The sequence below is a fragment of the Streptomyces sp. NPDC059009 genome (assembly GCF_042740175.1).
Classification (GTDB): domain Bacteria; phylum Actinomycetota; class Actinomycetes; order Streptomycetales; family Streptomycetaceae; genus Streptomyces.
Window position 1 is genome coordinate 1 of sequence record NZ_JBHYJB010000081.1, and the last position, 16,804, is coordinate 16,804.

At 71.9% G+C, this 16,804-nt stretch carries 17 protein-coding genes; 8 read left to right on the forward strand and 9 right to left on the reverse strand.

The window, feature by feature from the left end; genetic code table 11:
• Positions 1-143: 143 nt before the first annotated feature.
• The 3 genes from glnII to ACFWYM_RS44005 form a co-directional block, all read right to left on the reverse strand.
• A complete protein-coding gene (gene glnII / locus ACFWYM_RS43995; protein WP_384851084.1) occupies positions 144-1,175 on the reverse strand; it encodes a glutamine synthetase in 1,032 nt (343 codons plus the stop codon).
• Positions 1,176-1,385: 210 nt separating this feature from the next.
• Positions 1,386-1,856, reverse strand: coding sequence for a hypothetical protein (locus ACFWYM_RS44000; RefSeq protein ID WP_384851086.1), 471 nt, complete (start codon positions 1,854-1,856; stop codon positions 1,386-1,388).
• Between the two features lie 167 nt (positions 1,857-2,023).
• Positions 2,024-2,392 carry an arsenate reductase family protein gene (locus tag ACFWYM_RS44005; RefSeq protein WP_384851088.1) on the reverse strand — a complete coding sequence of 123 codons (369 nt, stop codon included), beginning with the start codon at positions 2,390-2,392 and terminating at the stop codon, positions 2,024-2,026.
• 155 nt (positions 2,393-2,547) lie between these two features.
• Between ACFWYM_RS44005 and ACFWYM_RS44010 the strand changes: the two genes are divergently transcribed.
• From ACFWYM_RS44010 to ACFWYM_RS44025, 4 genes are all read left to right on the forward strand, one after another.
• Positions 2,548-2,832, forward strand: a complete 285-nt coding sequence (locus ACFWYM_RS44010; RefSeq protein ID WP_384851090.1) for a hypothetical protein — start codon at positions 2,548-2,550, stop codon at positions 2,830-2,832.
• 169 nt (positions 2,833-3,001) lie between these two features.
• On the forward strand, positions 3,002-3,955 hold the full coding sequence (locus ACFWYM_RS44015) for an alpha/beta fold hydrolase (protein WP_384851092.1): 954 nt from the start codon (positions 3,002-3,004) through the stop codon (positions 3,953-3,955).
• 123 nt (positions 3,956-4,078) lie between these two features.
• Positions 4,079-5,419, forward strand: coding sequence for a DUF2252 domain-containing protein (locus tag ACFWYM_RS44020; protein ID WP_384851094.1), 1,341 nt, complete (start codon positions 4,079-4,081; stop codon positions 5,417-5,419).
• A gap of 38 nt (positions 5,420-5,457) precedes the next feature.
• Positions 5,458-6,459 carry an asparaginase gene (locus ACFWYM_RS44025; protein WP_384851096.1) on the forward strand — a complete coding sequence of 334 codons (1,002 nt, stop codon included), beginning with the start codon at positions 5,458-5,460 and terminating at the stop codon, positions 6,457-6,459.
• A 3-nt stretch (positions 6,460-6,462) separates the two neighbouring features.
• On the opposite strand, the gene ACFWYM_RS44030 is transcribed toward ACFWYM_RS44025, so the two are convergent.
• Entirely contained in the window at positions 6,463-7,584 is a 1,122-nt protein-coding gene (locus ACFWYM_RS44030) for a haloacid dehalogenase-like hydrolase (protein WP_384851098.1), read from the reverse strand.
• Between the two features lie 221 nt (positions 7,585-7,805).
• Here ACFWYM_RS44030 and ACFWYM_RS44035 point away from each other — a divergent pair, with 221 nt between their 5' ends.
• Entirely contained in the window at positions 7,806-8,762 is a 957-nt protein-coding gene (locus ACFWYM_RS44035; RefSeq protein WP_384851099.1) for a helix-turn-helix domain-containing protein, read from the forward strand.
• An 82-nt stretch (positions 8,763-8,844) separates the two neighbouring features.
• Positions 8,845-9,285, forward strand: coding sequence for a VOC family protein (locus tag ACFWYM_RS44040; protein WP_384851101.1), 441 nt, complete (start codon positions 8,845-8,847; stop codon positions 9,283-9,285).
• On the opposite strand, the gene ACFWYM_RS44045 is transcribed toward ACFWYM_RS44040, so the two are convergent.
• Both ACFWYM_RS44045 and ACFWYM_RS44050 read right to left on the reverse strand, forming a co-directional pair.
• Positions 9,265-9,966: a response regulator gene (locus tag ACFWYM_RS44045; protein ID WP_384851115.1), complete on the reverse strand. Its 702-nt coding sequence runs from the start codon at positions 9,964-9,966 to the stop codon at positions 9,265-9,267. The genes ACFWYM_RS44040 and ACFWYM_RS44045 overlap by 21 nt on opposite strands.
• Positions 9,951-12,173 carry a sensor histidine kinase gene (locus ACFWYM_RS44050; RefSeq protein WP_384851103.1) on the reverse strand — a complete coding sequence of 741 codons (2,223 nt, stop codon included), beginning with the start codon at positions 12,171-12,173 and terminating at the stop codon, positions 9,951-9,953. Before ACFWYM_RS44050 ends, ACFWYM_RS44045 begins: the two co-directional genes overlap by 16 nt.
• 128 nt (positions 12,174-12,301) lie before the next feature.
• Between ACFWYM_RS44050 and ACFWYM_RS44055 the strand changes: the two genes are divergently transcribed.
• Positions 12,302-13,210 (forward strand): CPBP family intramembrane glutamic endopeptidase, encoded by a 909-nt coding sequence (locus ACFWYM_RS44055; RefSeq protein WP_384851105.1) that lies wholly within the window; start codon positions 12,302-12,304, stop codon positions 13,208-13,210.
• Positions 13,211-13,351: 141 nt separating this feature from the next.
• On the opposite strand, the gene ACFWYM_RS44060 is transcribed toward ACFWYM_RS44055, so the two are convergent.
• From ACFWYM_RS44060 to glnA, 3 genes are all read right to left on the reverse strand, one after another.
• Positions 13,352-13,768 (reverse strand): RNHCP domain-containing protein, encoded by a 417-nt coding sequence (locus tag ACFWYM_RS44060; RefSeq protein WP_384851107.1) that lies wholly within the window; start codon positions 13,766-13,768, stop codon positions 13,352-13,354.
• A gap of 26 nt (positions 13,769-13,794) precedes the next feature.
• Entirely contained in the window at positions 13,795-14,196 is a 402-nt protein-coding gene (locus ACFWYM_RS44065; protein ID WP_384851109.1) for an RNHCP domain-containing protein, read from the reverse strand.
• Positions 14,197-14,589: 393 nt separating this feature from the next.
• Positions 14,590-15,999 carry a type I glutamate--ammonia ligase gene (gene glnA / locus ACFWYM_RS44070; protein ID WP_384851111.1) on the reverse strand — a complete coding sequence of 470 codons (1,410 nt, stop codon included), beginning with the start codon at positions 15,997-15,999 and terminating at the stop codon, positions 14,590-14,592.
• A gap of 205 nt (positions 16,000-16,204) precedes the next feature.
• Here glnA and ACFWYM_RS44075 point away from each other — a divergent pair, with 205 nt between their 5' ends.
• A complete protein-coding gene (locus ACFWYM_RS44075; protein ID WP_384851113.1) occupies positions 16,205-16,672 on the forward strand; it encodes an RDD family protein in 468 nt (155 codons plus the stop codon).
• Positions 16,673-16,804 lie beyond the last annotated feature (132 nt).

Genomic DNA, 16,804 nt, shown 5'->3' on the forward strand with positions numbered 1-16,804 from the left:
ACCGCCCAATGGCGGGGTTGGCCCTGCCTTTACCCCGACTCGACCTTGAGGGGGTGAAGGGCGAACCCTTGGCCCGGGGCACGGCAACCGCTGCGGGCGCCCGCCGGCCGGGGGGCGCCCTCAGCGACGTACGCGTGGCGGGATCAGACCTGTCCGGCCTTCTCCAGCGCGGCGCAGCAGGTGTCGACGAGGAGGCGCGTCACCACGTACGGGTCGACGTTGGCGTTCGGGCGGCGGTCCTCGATGTAGCCCTTGCCGTCCTTCTCGACCTGCCAGGGGATGCGGACCGAGGCGCCGCGGTCGGAGACGCCGTAGGTGTACTCGTTCCAGGGGGCCGTCTCGTGCAGGCCGGTCAGCCGGTCGTCGATGCCCGCGCCGTAGTTCTTGACGTGGTCCATCGGCTTGGAGCCCTCGCCGAGCGACTCGCACGCGGTGATGATCGCGTCGTAGCCCTCGCGCATCGCCTTCGTGGAGAAGTTGGTGTGCGCGCCCGCGCCGTTCCAGTCGCCCTTGACCGGCTTGGGGTCGAGGGTCGCGGAGACCTTGAAGTCCTCGGCGGTGCGGTAGAGCAGCCAGCGGGCCACCCACAGCTGGTCGGAGACCTCCAGCGGGGAGAGCGGGCCGACCTGGAACTCCCACTGTCCGGGCATCACTTCGGCGTTGATGCCGGAGATGCCGAGGCCCGCCTTGAGGCAGTTGTCGAGGTGCGCCTCGACGATGTCGCGGCCGTGGATCTCGTCCGTGCCGACGCCGCAGTAGTAGCCGCCCTGCGCGGCCGGGAAGCCGCCGACGGGGAAGCCGAGCGGGCGCTCGCCCTCGAAGAAGGTGTACTCCTGCTCGATGCCGAAGATCGGCTCCTGCGCCTCGAAGCGCGCCGAGACCTCGGCGAGCTCGGCGCGGGTGTTGGACGCGTGCGGCGTCATGTCGATGTCGAGCACCTCGCACAGGACGAGGATGTCGTCGCCGCCCCGGATCGGGTCGGGGTAGGAGGCGACGGGGCGCAGCACGCGGTCCGAGGCGTGGCCCTTGGCCTGGTTGGTGGAGGAGCCGTCGAAGCCCCAGATCGGCAGCGCGTCGAGACCCGCGGGGGAGCCCGCGATTATCTTCGTCTTCGAACGGAGCTTGGCGGTCGGCTCGGTGCCGTCGATCCAGATGTACTCAGCCTTGAACGTCACGGGCTTCATCCTTAGGGCGCTCGGGTCGACGCAGAACGTGCGGGTGCTGCGTGCTGTCGAGCAGCCTGCCAACGGGCGATTTCCCGTCCGTTGCTCTCATGTGAACCGCGTGTTACCTGGGGCGTCTGTGGCGGGCGTCACTCAAGGGGCTCCGTCGGCGCGCTACTTGATCACAGGGCTACTTGGCCAGAGCGCTACTTGGGCAGAGCGCTACTTGATCACCGCGTTGGCCGCCGCGATGCCCAGCGCGATGGCCGAGTCGGCGAGCCCGATCAGGACGGCCGAGCGTCTGCGGTAGCCCATGCGCAGGGCGCCGACGAGGCCCCAGCCGAAGAGGAGCGCCGCGTTCAGCATGAGCCCCACGTAAGTGACGTGTGTCTCCGGCCACTTCATGATCCCGGAGAGGACCAGCAGGATCACGGTCGGCCAGGAGGCCACGATCACCGGCCACTCGTCGCCGAGCACCCGTATCAACTGCCGCCAGCGGTGGGTGCCCGAGCCCGGCGTGTGCGTGGACATGTGCCGGGCGTAGCCGTGCGCGAGCGCCGCCGTGCCGGCCGTCACCAGGACCCAGGACGCGTCGTAGTACGGCGTGTAGGGCTCCTCCCCGCGCTGCAGTGCGGCCAGCAGGGCGCTCGCGAGGATCGTTCCGTATACGCCGCCCGACGTCGCGTGCCCCATGCCGCGCCCCTTCCCGTGGTGTGTGCGTTCGCTATGGAGCGGTCCACCGTACGGGGCGGTGTGTAACGGTTTTATGGTCGCTTGGCTGCGACTATGGGACGGTTGGCTATGGATTTGCCGGACTCTTTATGCTTCGCGAACGCGACTCTCATGAGGCATTCGGCGACTCAGCGTGAAAGTGCGTCCCGTACGGCCTCCTCCGAGCGCGCCACGACCGCCGTGCCGTCGTCGGCGGTGATGATCGGCCGCTGGATGAGCTTCGGGTGCGCCGAGAGCGCGGTGATCCACCGCTCACGGCCGGAGGCGTCCCGTGGCCACGCCGCGCGGTCGGCGAGACCGAGCTCCTTCGCGACGGCTTCCTGGGTGCGGGTGATGTCCCAGGGCTCGAGTCCGAGCCGGTCCAGGACGGCGCGGATCTCGTCCGCGCTCGGCACGTCCTCCAGGTAGCGGCGCACCGTGTAGTCGGCGCCCTCCGCGTCGAGCAGGCTCAGGGCGCTGCGGCACTTCGAACAGGCGGGGTTGATCCAGATCTCCATGGGCGGCACGGTATCGCGCCGGAGTGGATGTTCGAACTGTCGACACCCGTCCAACACCCGTCTGGCCAGGGACGATTGTCAGTGCCCGGCAGTAGAATTAAGGAAGTGTTCGAGGGTACCCGACGGGGGACCCTGACCGCGTCAGGAGGATGCCTGTGCCCGCTGCCGCACTGATACCGAAGCCCCTGCTCATCGACATGCCGTATGCCCCGCTGGCGAAGAAGCCGCTGCCCGCCGGGCGGCCCCGCGAGTGGTACATCACGCACAACCGCCGCCTCAAGGCCATGCGCCTGGCCATCGCCCTGCTCGACTCGGGCGTCTATGTGCCGAACCAGGCGAGCAACAACCGCATCCGCAGCATGGCGGAGGACGTGGGCATCCACCCACCGTCGGACATCACCTGCCACATGGTGCGCGCGCTGATGCGCTACAGCCGCTGACGCGGGGATGGGCGGGGTCCGACGGACCCCGCCCGACTCGTGGTCGGCCCATGCGTATGTCGCCACCTTCGGCCCATGCGTATGTCGCCATCTCACGGTCGGCCACCCCGTGCCGGCCCAACTCGCGGTCGGCCACGACTTGTTCGGGCCCATGGGTCATGCTGCCCCCATGACGAAGCCCGACGAGCTGCCGCCCCTCACCACCGTCGAACTCCCCGACGGCACCCGTCTCCCCCTACGCGCCCTGCGTGCCGAGCCGGTCGACGGCGCCCCCGCCCCCGGCGGCCCGGCCCCCGACGCCCCCACCCCCGGCGGCCCGGCCCCCGCCGTCCTGATCCTCCCCGCGATGGGCACCCCCGCCCGCTTCTACCGCGCCTTCGCCCGCGAGCTGCACGCCGCGGGCCTCACCGCCGTCACCGTGGACCTGCGCGGCCAGGGCGAGGCCACCCCGCACATCACCGACCCCCGCTGCCGCGACCACGGCTACCGCACCCTCGTCGAGCAGGACTTCCCCGCCGTCGTCGAGGCCGTGCGCAAGGAACTCGGCGCCGACGCCCCGCTGTTCCTCCTCGGGCACAGCCTGGGCGGCCAACTCGCCCTCGTGCACGCGGCATTGGGCATCGGCCCCGGCGTGGACGGGGTGGCGCTCGTCGCCTGCGGCTCGGTCTGGTTCCGGGCGTACGGGTGGCGGCGCGGGCCGCGACTGCTGCTCGGCGAGGCCGCCATCGCGGGCCTCGCGACGCTGCTCGGCCGGTGGCCGGGCAAGCGCTTCGGCTTCGGCGGCGACCAGGCCAAGGGCGTCATGCGGGACTGGGCGCGCCAGGGCCGGACCGGCCGTTACGGCGCGAAGGGCTCGGCCCTCGACTACGAGGCCGCCCTCGCCGCCCTCGACCTGCCCGTGCTCGCCGTCTCCGTCGAGCACGACAGGCTCGCCCCGCCCGGCGCCCTCGCCCACCTCGTCGGCAAGGCCCCGCACGCCCGCGTCACCCGCCACCGCTACACGAGCGAGGAGGCGGGTGGCCGCCTGGACCACTTCGCCTGGGCCAGATCCGGCGGCGCCCTCGCCCGGCGCGTGGCCGACTGGGCCGGGGCGGCCGCCCCGGCCGCTCCCACAGCACCCTGATTCGGTCACCCGTTCGCCGTACCCGGCATGCGGGTACGCGTCCGTCCGTTTTGGCTGCTGTCCAGAGGAGGCCGTTACCCGCTACGAAGGGAAAGCCACGCCGACCGAGAGGGGAGAGCGGGCATGACCACGCCGGCCGCACGAGCCCAGACGGGCAGAGCCGCCCGCAAGCGCGCCTCGCGCTCCTCGCACGCGGCCTGGATCCCCGCGGCCGACCGGCCCGACCCCGTCGCCGTCCTGGAGCGGCAGGGCGTGGACCGGGTCCAGGAGCTGCTGACCATCCGCTACGGCCGGATGTCCGCGTCGCCCTTCTCCTTCCTGCGCGGCGCGGCCGCGATCATGACGGGCGACCTGGCCGGGCAGCGCCGGACCGGACTGACCGTCCAACTCTGCGGTGACGCCCACCTGTTGAACTTCGGGGTGTTCGCCTCGCCGGAGCGCTCGCTGCTCTTCGACCTCAACGACTTCGACGAGACCTACCCGGGCCCCTTCGAGTGGGACGTCAAGCGCCTCGCCGCCAGCGTCGCCGTCGCCGCGCACGAGAACGGCCACACCGAGGCCCGCGCCCACCAGGCCGCGGGCGCCGCCGCCCGCGCCTACCGGGAGGCGATGCGGCGCCTCGCGGGCCTCGGCGAGCTGGCCGCCTGGTACGAGCGCATCGACGCCCACGCGCTGCTGCCCCTCATACGGGAGGGCCGCAGCCGCGAGCGCGCCGCCGCGAGCCTCGACCGGGCCCGGCGCCGCACCAGCCTCCAGGCCCTGGGCAAGCTCACCGAACTCGTGGACGGGCGCCGCCGCATCATCCACGACCCGCCCCTCCTCGAACCCGCGGGCGCCCCCGACATGGCCGCCCTGCGCAAGATCTTCGGCGACTACCGCTCCACGCTCGCCGAGGAGCGCCGCCTCCTCCTCGACCGCTACCGCTTCGTCGACGCCGCGCGCAAGGTCGTCGGGGTGGGCAGCGTCGGCACCCGCTGCTTCATCGTGCTGCTCGCCGGGCGGGACGCGGGCGACCCGCTCTTCCTCCAGATCAAGGAGGCCGTCCGCTCCGTCCTGGAGGACCACCTGCCGACCGGCCCGTACGTCCATCCCGGCCACCGCGTGGTCGCGGGCCAGCGCCTCCTCCAGGCGGCCGGCGACATCTTCCTCGGCTGGATGACCGGACCCCAGGGCCGCGCCTACTACTGGCGCCAGCTGCGCGACATGAAGGGCTCCGCCGACGTCGCCGTGATGGACCCCGCGGAGCTGCGCACCTACGCCCAGCTCTGCGGCACCGCCCTGGCCCGCGCCCACGCCCGCTCCGGCGACCGCATAGCCATCGCGGCCTACCTCGGCTCCTCCGACACATTCGACCGGGCCCTCGCCGACTTCGCGCTGCGCTACGCGGACCGGAACAAGGCGGACCACGCGATGCTGAACGCGGCGATCGCTGCGGGTGTGATCAGTGCGACGCCAGGGGTGTGAGAGCATCCGCCGTACGCACAGGGGGAGTTGAGGCAGCCATGGCGGCAACCGTCACCGTCTTCACGCTCGGCGGCACCATCTCCGCGCACGGCGGGGGAGTGGGCCGCCTCAGCGGCGCCGAGGTGCTGGCCGGACTGGCCGGACTGACCGGACCGGCGGCGACGGGCGGGGCCGAGGCCGAGGTCCGGCTGCGCGACTTCCGCCGCCTGCCCAGCTCCTCCCTGACGATCGACGACATCACCGAGCTCGCGGCGGCCGTCGACGAGGAGACCGCGGCCGGGCACGGCGTCGTCGTGGTGCAGGGCACCGACACGCTGGAGGAGACCGCGTTCCTCCTCGACCTGCTCTGCGCCCCGGGCGCCCCCGTCGCCGTGACGGGCGCGATGCGCCGCCCCGACCGGCCGGGCGCCGACGGCCCCGCCAACCTGGCCGCGGCGATCGCCGTCGCCGCCGACCCCGGCTGTCGGGGCCTCGGCGTCGTCGCGGTCCTCGCCGACGAGATCCACGCCGCCCGGCACGTACGCAAGACGCACACCACGTCCACGGCCACCTTCGCGTCCCCCGGCGCGGGCCCCCTGGGCGTGCTGGTGGAGGGCCGCCCGCGCGTCCTGCTCCGCCCCGCGCGCCCCACGGTGCCCCGCCCGCTGCGCCCCCACCGCCCCGTACGGGTAGCTCTCCTCACCCTCACGATGGGCGACGGCGGCGAGCTGCTCGAGGCCGTCGACGACCGCTTCGACGGCCTGGTCCTGGCGGCGTTCGGCGCGGGCCACGCCCCCGCCTGGCTCGTCGACCCGCTGGCCGCCCTCGCGGCCCGCATCCCCGTGGTCCTCGCCTCCCGCACCGGGGCGGGCCCCCTGCTCAGCGAGACCTACCGGGGGCCCGGCTCCGAGCACGACCTGCTCGCCCACGGCCTGATCGGCGCGGGCCACCTGGACGCGCCGAAGGCACGCCTGCTGCTGCACGCGCTCCTGGCGGACGCCCCGGAGCCCCCGGAGCGTCCGGCACTCGTCGCGGCGTTCAGCGAATCTGCTCGGGCGTGACGGTCAGCGAATCTGCTCGGGCGTGACGGTCAGCCACCGCTTGTCGGCGGTCACCTTCTGCCCCAACTCCCGCTGCCGCTCGGCGTTCTTCTTCTTCATGCCGTCGAGCTGCTTCATGTACTTGTCCTTGCGGTTGACCCACACCCGCACACCACCGTGCTCGACATCGGCGGAGTGGAACAGCATCGGCCCGTCGCTGACGGGGGTGTCACCGGCCACGAGCAGAGGCTTCTTCCACTCGTCGATGTAGGTGCTGATCGCCGCGGGCTTGCCCTGGTACCAGGTCAGCGGCGCCCACAGCTTCGGCGTCAGCTCACGGTCCGCGAGCTTCTTCGGGTCGTACGTCCCGGCGGCGATCTCCTTGCGCGCGGACGTCACGTCGCCCGTCCTGCGGTCCTTGAGGAGGGCCGCGACACCGAGGACGTTCTCGGGCTTCACGTTGTACCCGTACTTCGGATCGGCGAGCACCATGCGCACCAGGTCCTCACTGGCGGCACTGACGACATAGACCTTGATGCCGTGCTTCTGCAGGGTGTTGTACAACTCCCGCATGCCGTTGGAGAGTTCGGGCGGGCTGACCTCGGTCTTGGTCAGCTTCCCGTCCTCGTAGTACTCGGCCGGGATCGGCTTCTTCGAGGCGAGCAGCTCGTCCACGTACTTCTTGAGCTCGGTCAGCGTGAACCCGGAGAAGATCTGCGCGGCCCACGGATAGCAGACCTGGTCGTCGACCTCGCACAGCCGGTTGTAATAGCTGTAGAGGCTCTCCTTGTGCGTGGCGGTGTCCTTGAAGGGGATGACCTTCAGGGACGGGTCCATCGACTTCCGGGTCAGTACGCCCTTGTTCTCCAGGAAGGGCAGCAGCGCCTCTTCCAGGTCATTGCGGTACGAGGTGTTGTCCGCGTCGAAGACCGCGTACGCGCCCTTGTCGCCGTTCTTCGCGATGACCTTCCCGAGCTGCTTCGCGACCGGCTTCGGCCAGTGCTTCAGCTCCCGCGCCGTCGAGGCCGAGGCGTCCGCGGCGCTCGCGTCCGAGGTCGGCCAGAGCGCGCTCCCCGCGAGCACGGCGGCCGCGACCGCCCCCGTGGCCCCGACGACGGCAAGCTTGCCCTTTGCCCGTATTCCCATGGTTTCCGTGTCCCTCAGATCCCTCGAAGCGTTGAGCGCCCCATCCGGAGCGGCGCGCAATGCTATGAGGCAGGCCGCTGGTTTCCCATGATCGAAGTCACGGTGAATGAGGGGCATGGCTTGGACGAACAGGGGTAGCCGCATTCCGTCGCTGCACGGCCTCATCGAGCCGGTCCGGGCACAGCCGGGAAGAAGGCCCGCCCTCCGCGCATACTGGCCCCATGGACCCCTTGGACCCCCCGTCCACGGAATTCGTGAGAGCCGAGCCCCACCTCGGCGGAATGGTCGTCTCCGCGGTCGGCTACCGCACCAGGAACACCCCGCCGGCCCTCCATGGCACCAGGAACACCCCGCCGACCCTGCACGGCACCCGGGACGCCCCGCCGACCCTCCACCGCGGCCTCCCGTCCCCTTACCTCACCCTGGTCTTCTCCCTGGACGGCCCCGTCACCGCGGGCCGCACCCCCACCGAGGCCACCGGCTCCGCCCCCACCCGCACCGACATCGTCGTGGGCGGCCTGCACCAGACCCCCGCGTACCTGCTCCAGCCCGAGCGCGAGTCGGGCATCCAGCTCGCGGTGCACCCCCTCGCGGCCCGCGCGCTCCTCGGCCTGCCCGCGGCCGAACTGGCCGCCCAGCTGGTCACGTCCGGAGCAGACGTCCTCGGCCCCGCGGCCACCGAAGTCCGCGACCGGCTGCGCGAGTTGACGACCTGGGAGGACCGCTTCGAGCTGCTCACCGCCTACCTGAGGAGGCGCGCGGCGACAGCGGAGAACGAAAAGGGCGCGAGGACCGCCGACGTACGCCCCGAGGTGACCGAGGCATGGACCTGGCTGGCCCGCCACCGCGGCACCGGCACCCTCCGCGGCCTCGCCGCCCACGTGGCCCTGAGCGAGCGCCGCCTCGGCACCCTCTTCCGCGCCGAGACGGGCCTCACCCCCAAGCAGGCGGCCCGCCTGATGCGCTTCCAGCACGCCCGCTCGGCCGTGGTCCGCGCCGTCGCCGCGGACGCCCCGCCGGACCTCTCCCGGGTCGCGGCGGACTGCGGGTACTACGACCACTCACATCTCGTACGCGACTTCCGGCAGTACACCGGCCTCAGCCCCTCCGGGTGGCTGGCCGAAGAGTGCCGGAATATCCAAGCGGGCGGGAACCGGTACGGCGAAGAGTGGGAGTGAGCCCGGAACGCCGACGCCGGCACACCAGAGCGCCGGCACACCGGCACACCGGAACCGGAACGGAACCACCAAGGGAGAAGCCATGCCCACCCCCACGGACAACACGAGCAGCACCACGGAACGCGCCCCCGACGTCTGGCCCACCCTCCAGGCCACCGACGCTCCCGCCCTCATCGACTTCCTCGTCGACACGGTCGGCTTCGTGCGCACGGCCGTGTACGAGGACGGCGGCCGCGTCGCCCACGCCGAGCTCGACTGGCCCGAGGGCGGCGCGATCATGCTCGGCTCGCACGACCCGCAGGCCGCGTCCCAGGGCTGGTGCCAGAAGCCCGGCACCTTCGGGGCGTACGTCGTCACGGACCACGTGGACGCGCTCTACGCCAGGCTCGGCGCGGCGGGCGTGAAGGTCATCCGCGAGATCGAGGACCAGCCGTACGGCAGCAGGGAGTTCGCGATCGAGGACCCCGAGGGCAACAAGTGGTCCTTCGGCACCTACCGGGGCTCACCCCGCCGCACGCCCTGAGCGGGGCCGGGCGAGCCCGGTGTCGTAGGCGAAGATCGTGGCCTGCACCCGGTCGCGCAGCCCCAACTTGCTGAGCAGGGCGTTGACATGGGACTTCACGGTCCCCGTGGTCACCCCGAGGGAGTCGGCGATCTCGGCGTTGGCGAGCCCGGCCGCCACGAGCGAGAGGACCTCGCGCTCCCGGGGCGTGAGGGCGGCGAGGGCGTCGGCGCCGGGCCCGGGCTCGACCGGGACGGGCACACCATGGGCACCGTGCGGGCCCTCGGCGAAGGCGTCGATCAGCCGGCGCGTGACGGTCGGGGCGAGCATCGCCTCCCCGGAGGCCACGATCCGGATCCCGCTGAGCAGCTCCTCCGGCTGCGCGTCCTTGAGCAGAAACCCGGACGCCCCCGCCCGCAGCGCGTCATGCACATGGGCGTCCTGGTCGAAGGTGGTCAGGACGAGGACGCGGGGCCCGTTCTCGTACGAGGTGAGCAGCCGGGTCGCGGTGAGACCGTCCATGCCGGGCATGCGGATGTCCATGAGGACGACGTCGGGCAGCACGTCGCGCGCCAGCTCCACGGCGTGGGCGCCGTCGGCGGCCTCGGCGACGACTTCCAGGTCGGGCTCGGAGCCGACGATGGCCACGAAGCCGGTGCGGACGACGGCCTGGTCGTCGACGATCATCACTCGGACAGTGATGGGGACACCTCTTTCTGGGGCTGGGGCTGGGGCTGGGGCTCGCCGCCCCGAAGTCTCTCACCGGAGACCTCCCGCAACGCGGCGAGCAGTTCACGCATGGCGGCGAGCCCGGCCCGGGCCCGTTCGGCGACCCCGTCGAGATCGCCGCGTCCGGCGTCGTCCACGACGGAACGCGCGTGCGGGAGCACCGTGCCGCGCAGCTCGGCGGCGATGCGCTGCCGCTCCTCGTACGCCTCGACGACCGCGGCCTGCACGGTCGCGGCGAGCACACTGCCCTCCCGGCTGCGCACGCGCTCGCGGCGGCGGTGCAGGGCGGCGCCGAGGCCCCAGACGGCGGTCAGCGGGAGGGCGGCGAGGAAGGTGGTGACGACGACCATGAAAACGACGAGCCCGACGCCCTGATCAGCATCAGCCTCGGACCCGTCCCACACCAGCCCCGCCCCCGCGGTGGTCATGCCCGTCACCCCGGCGGCGAGGAAGAGGCCGGGCAGACTGCGCACGGCGGGCCCCGCGTACCGGGCCACGGCGTACAGCGCGACACACACGGCGATGCCACCGCCCACCACGAGGGCGCCCACCACATGCGCGGGAACCACCCCGAAAGCGAGGGCGACCGGCCCGATCCAGGAGGCACCGAGCACCCCGCACAGGGCGACCCAGGGCGCCCTCCGCCGCCACAGCAGGGGCAGGGCGTGCAGAGCGGTGGGCGCCGAGGCGAGAGCGACGGAGGCGGGCCGGTCGACGAGCACGAACATGCAGGGCACGACGGCGACGGCGAGCATGACGGCGGCGTCGGCGAGCAGGTCCTTGCTCAGGGAGGAGAACCGAAGCAGACGCACAACAGCGCGCCCAAGCCCACACCCACCGACAAGCCCACCGTCACGCCGCCCCCCAAGTCCGCCCCCGAGCCCACCGCCACGCCAGCTGTCACGCCCGGCCTCCCGCGGTATCCGAGCCCGCACCACCCAGCCCCCACCGTCCGCCCGCCACCCCGCGTCGAACGTCCCTCCGAGCGCGGTGGCCCGCTCTCGCATGCCGATGGTCCCGCGCCCACCACCGAGCCGCTGCCGCACCACATGCGCACCCCCACCGACCGAGCCACTCCCCAGCCCACCGGCCGAGCCACGACCCGCACCACCGGCCGAGCCACCCCCGTCATCCTCGACGACGACCTCCAGCACCCCCACACGCCCATCTCGCCCATCTCGCCCACCTCGCCCACCTCGCCCGTCTCGCCCGTCTCGTCCGTCTCGCTCCTCGCACCCCCGCACCACCACCCGCACCTCCGCCCCCGCCGCATACCGCAGCGCGTTGGTGAGGGCCTCCCGCACGATGCCGAAGACGGCCTCGCCCACCGGACCGGTGAGTCCGCCGAACTCCTCCTCGATCCGAACGGTCACCGGCTGCCCCAACCGCTCGAACCCGGCGACCAGTTCGCCGACCCGGTCCCCGAGCCCGCTGCCCTCGTCGGCCGCCGCCGTCTCCATCACGGCCACCAGACGGTGCAGCGCGGCGACCGTCGCACGACCGCTCTCGGCCGCGAACTCCAAGGCATCGGCGGCCAGTTCGGGACGACGGTCGCCCAGGCGCCGCGCGGTGTCGGCGGTGACGACGACGGAGGTGAGGTGGTGGGCGCTGACGTCGTGCAGCTCACGGGCGAGCCGCTGCCGTTCGGTGGTCGCGGCGGTGCTGCGCTCGGCCTCCGCGAGGGCCAGGTCACGGGCGGCCGCGCGGCGCCCGGCATGCCAGCGGCGGCGGCCGTGGCCGGGCCCGACGACGGCGGCGAAGACCGCCAGATTCATGACGACCCCCGCGACGACGTCGACCCCCGAGTCACTCACGACGAGCGAGCGGACCAGCGACGTGCCGACCAGAACCCCCGCCACCGAGAGCGCCGTCCGCGCGGACCGGCGCACCGCGACCGAGTAGAGCGCGATGATGCCCCCGGCCTCATGGACGAGCGTCGCGTTCTCCGGCAGCAGGGGCCCGGCGAAGAGCACGGCATCGACGACGAGCGCGGCGACGACGGGGTGCCTGCGCCGCACCCCGAGGCCGGCGGTGGCGACGACGGTGAGCGCGAGCGCACCGCCCCACTCCCACACCGCGATGCCCGCCCCGTCCCCGCGCAGCACCGCGGCCCCGGGCCAGATGGCCAACTGCAGGACCGCGAGCAGTACGGGCAGCAGCCAGTTCCGTATGTGCTCCATGATCCCGAGATCATACGAATCCCACGCCCTCTTCCCCGTCCCCGAGACCCGCCCTCTATCCCAGGTTGCAGACCCTGATCATGCCGAAGGCCGAGGCCACGGCCCCCCGAGGCCGGAAGGCTGGACCCATGACGCCCCCACCCTCGCCCCCACCCCCAACCCCGCTCCCGTACCACCGCCAGGCCCTCTCCACCGGCCGACACCGCTGGTGGCGCCCCCTCGCGGGCACGGCGGTGATCCTCGGTGCCGCCCTGGTCCTCACCCTCCTCGTCTTCGGCGCGGGCGACCTCGCGGGGGCCGCCCTGGACCGCCCCCAAGACGCCGACGGAATACGCGAGTTGGGCGGCATCGGTGAGACGGCCGTGGCGCTGCTCTCCCTCGCCGTGCTGACCCCCGCCGTCCTGCTGGCCGCCCGCTGGACGCAGCGGCGCCCGGCGGGAACCGTGTCCTCCGTAACCGGACACCTCCGCTGGCGCAGGCTGGGCCGCTGCCTCGCCGTGGCGCTCCCGGTCTCGGCCGCGAGTCTCGGCATCATGCTGCTGCTCCCCGAGTCGTCGGGCGGCGGAACCGGCACGGACACGGAGTGGGCGGGCCTGCTGCCCTTCCTGACGGGCCTCACCGTCGTCTGCGCCCTCGTCCCCTTCCAGGCCGCCGCCGAGGAGTACGTGTTCCGTGGCTGGCTCGTCCAGGCCGTCGGCGCCTGGGTCCGCTCACCCTGGATCGCCGTACTGCCGCAGGCCCTCCTCTTCGCCGCCGCCCACGGCTGGGGCACCCCGTGGGGCTTCGCCGACCTGCTGGTCTTCGCCCTGGTGGCGGCCTATCTGACGCATCGCACGGGAGGGTTGGAGGCCGCGATCGCCCTCCACATCCTCAACAACCTCCTCGCGATGGGCATCGCCTCAGCCATCGCGGGCGGCCTCGCCTCCGACGAGACGGCCGCCGACATGGACTGGCTGTCGGTGGCCGTCGACGCCCCGATGGTCTGCCTGTACGCGGCGGCGGTCCTGCGGCTCAACTCCCGCAAAGCGCGCTCTTGACCTGGGGCTGCGCCGGGTCGGTCACTCACTCCGGCCGGTAGGCGCTGACCGCTGCGGCCATGGGCTTGCCGAAGGTCATGCAGCCGGGCGGGACGGGGCGGCCCGCCCACCGCCACCGCCACCACTGCGGCCGGGGCACGGTCACAGGGCGAGGAGGGCGCGCCCGGCGTGCTGGGGATCGGTGAGGGGTCGGAGGGCGAGGCGGACCAGGGCGAGCGGGTTGTCGTCACCGGCGATGCGGTTGGCGCTGAGCTCGCCGCAGGAGGCGCACTGGTGGATGATCATCCACTCGCCGTCGGTGCGGACGGACAGGCCCAGCGCCTCCATCCGGCCGCGGCAGCCCGCGTCGCGGTCGCCCGGGATCTTCCGGTCGACGTGCAGGCTGGCCAGGCAGTTGGGGCAGTGGTTGCGGTGCGCGGTGCCGGGTGCCTCCAGGGACACGTCGAGACGGCAGGACGTGCACCGGAAGTCGCTTGCCCGGTGCCCGCCCTGGGTGTGCAGGACGTCCTTGTGCCGCTGCGGACGGCGCCGCCCGCGACTGCTGTTGTTGCGTGACATGACGATGCTCCTTCCTCGACGGGCGGTCAGAGGGTTCCGAACGCTTCGAGCGGGAAGGGCGGTTGGGCCAGTGGGCGCACCGCCATGCGCATCAGGATGAGCTGGTTGTCGTCGGTGCGGACCGGGTTCGAGGTGAGCTCGTCGCAGCGTACGCAGCGGTGGATCACCATCCAGTCACCGGTGCGGAGCACGGCGATGGCGATCGGGGACATCCGGCCCTCGCAGTCGCTCGGACCGCCCTCGACGTGGTCGAGGATGTGCCGGGAGCGCAGGCAGGACGGGCAGTGGTTGCGCGGCCCGCCGTCGGCGGCGTACGCGGACACGGTCAGCCCGCACCAGGCGCAGGCGAAGGTGTCGAGGCTGAGAGTGTGGCCGGTCTTGCCGGTCGTGCTGGTCTTGTTGGTGTTGCTGGTGTGGTGGGTGGACACCCGGGTGCTCCTTGCTGGAAGTCGGTCATGACAGCAAGAGCAGGCCGAGCGGCCTCGTCAAAGGGCCCACGAACGCCGTGGAAGGGCGGACAGGCGGGTCAGAGCACCGGAAGAGCACGTCCGGCAGCCGCCCGGAGAAGCGGGCAGCGAAAGGCAGCGGACGGTTACGCGGTACGGCGAGGCGCACTCGGCGCGGGCCGGGTCATCAAACACCCTTTTCCAGGGCACACAGGCCCAGAACGAATTGGAACGACCCGCGAAAGGTAACAGGGCGCCCTCCGGGGGCGTCAACGCATTATTCGACGCACCGCCACGCGACGAATGGCCGCTACCCATGACGCAGGTAGCGGCCATTCAACAGTTCACTGGTTCTCTTCAGTTCACTGGTTCTCTTTAGATGTCGAAGTACAGCTCGAACTCGTGCGGGTGCGGCCGCAGCTGGATCGGCGCGATCTCGTTCGTGCGCTTGTAGTCGATCCACGTCTCGATCAGGTCGGACGTGAAGACGCCGCCGGCCTGGAGGTACTCGTTGTCCGCCTCGAGGGCGTCGAGGACCGCCGGGAGGGAGGTCGGGACCTGCGGGACGCCCGCGTGCTCCTCGGGGGCGAGCTCGTAGAGGTCCTTGTCGATCGGCTCGGCGGGCTCGATCTTGTTCTTGACGCCGTCGAGGCCCGCGAGGAGCAGCGCCGAGAAGGCGAGGTACGGGTTGGAGGACGGGTCCGGGGCGCGGAACTCGACGCGCTTGGCCTTCGGGTTGGAGCCCGTGATCGGGATGCGCATCGCGGCGGAGCGGTTGCGCTGCGAGTAGACCAGGTTGACCGGGGCCTCGAAGCCGGGGACCAGGCGGTGGTAGGAGTTCACCGTCGGGTTGGTGAAGGCGAGCAGCGACGGGGCGTGCTTGAGGATGCCGCCGATGTAGTAGCGGGCGGTGTCCGAGAGGCCCGCGTAGCCCTGCTCGTCGTAGAAGAGGGGGTCGCCACCGGACCACAGGGACTGGTGGACGTGCATGCCCGAGCCGTTGTCGCCGAAGATCGGCTTCGGCATGAAGGTCGCGGTCTTGCCGTTCTGCCAGGCGACGTTCTTCACGATGTACTTGAAGAGCATCAGGTCGTCGGCCGCGGCGAGCAGCGTGTTGAACTTGTAGTTGATCTCCGCCTGGCCGGCGGTGCCGACCTCGTGGTGCTGGCGCTCGACCTGGAGGCCGTTCTTGTCCAGCTCCAGGGAGATCTCCGCGCGCAGGTCCGCGAAGTGGTCGACCGGCGGGGCCGGGAAGTAGCCACCCTTGTAACGGACCTTGTAGCCGCGGTTGTTCTCGACGGCGCCGGTGTTCCAGGCGCCCGCCTCGGAGTCGATCTCGTAGATCGAGCGGTTCGCGGAGGTCTCGAAGCGGACCGAGTCGAAGACGTAGAACTCGGCCTCGGGGCCGAAGTAGGCCGTGTCCGCGATGCCCGTCGAGGCGAGGTACGCCTCCGCCTTCTTGGCCACGTTGCGCGGGTCACGGCTGTACTGCTCGCCCGTGATCGGGTCGTGGATGAAGAAGTTGATGTTGACGGTCTTGTCGCGGCGGAAGGGGTCGACGCGGGCCGTCGAGAGGTCGGCGCGCAGCGCCATGTCGGACTCGTGGATCGCCTGGAAGCCGCGGATCGACGAACCGTCGAAGGCCAGCTCCTCGGCGGGGTCGAACGCCGCCGCCGGGATCGTGAAGTGCTGCATCACACCCGGCAGGTCGCAGAACCGGACGTCTACGAACTTGACGTCCTCGTCCGCGATGAACTTCTTTGCGTCGTCGGCGTTCTGGAACATCCAACTCCTCCTACTCCCGTCCCGGGAGGGGCGGGGTTGCAAGCTCGTGGTGCGGCCAGTGCGGTGGCACACGCTGGGACCCGACCATAGGGAGACGGGATTTCTCAAGCATGACCCATTTGTTTCGTCGAAGTTAACCGAGCCGAGTGGCCTGCGTCCCACCCCGCCCGTCCTCGTGCGAAATGGGGCGCAGTACCGTGGACGGGTGGACAACAGGCAAGCAATCGGATCGTGGCTCTCCGGCCCCCGCGCGGCCGCCGAGGACGCGGGCGTCGACTTCGGATACCGAGGCGAGCAGCTCGGTCTGCCGGAGGAGGGCCCGGGCTCGATCGCGCGCCCGGGGCGGCGCATCGGAGCGATCGCCGTGGACTGGGCGCTGTGCATGCTCATCGCATACGGCCTGTTCGCTCGCGGTGACCAGCAGGCGATGGGTAACTGGGCGCTCGGCCTGTTCTTCGTGATGGGCCTGCTGACGGTGGGCACCGTGGGGTGCACGCCGGGCAAGCTCCTCTTCAGGCTGCGGGTCGTCGCGGAGGGCGGCGGCCGCCTCGGCCTCGGCCGGGTCCTCGTACGGACGCTGCTGCTGTGCGTCGCCATTCCGGCCCTGATCTGGGACCGCGACGGCCGCGGCCTCCACGACCGCCTGGCTCGCGCCGTGCAGATCAGGGTCTAGAGCCCCTCCCCGCATACGTCGATGGGGCGCCGAACCAGCTGGTGAGGCGCCCCAACGACCTAAGAATGACGGTGGCGTCAGCGCCCCTTCGGACCCCCCCCCCCCGGCAACCCCAGTCACATATACACAAAA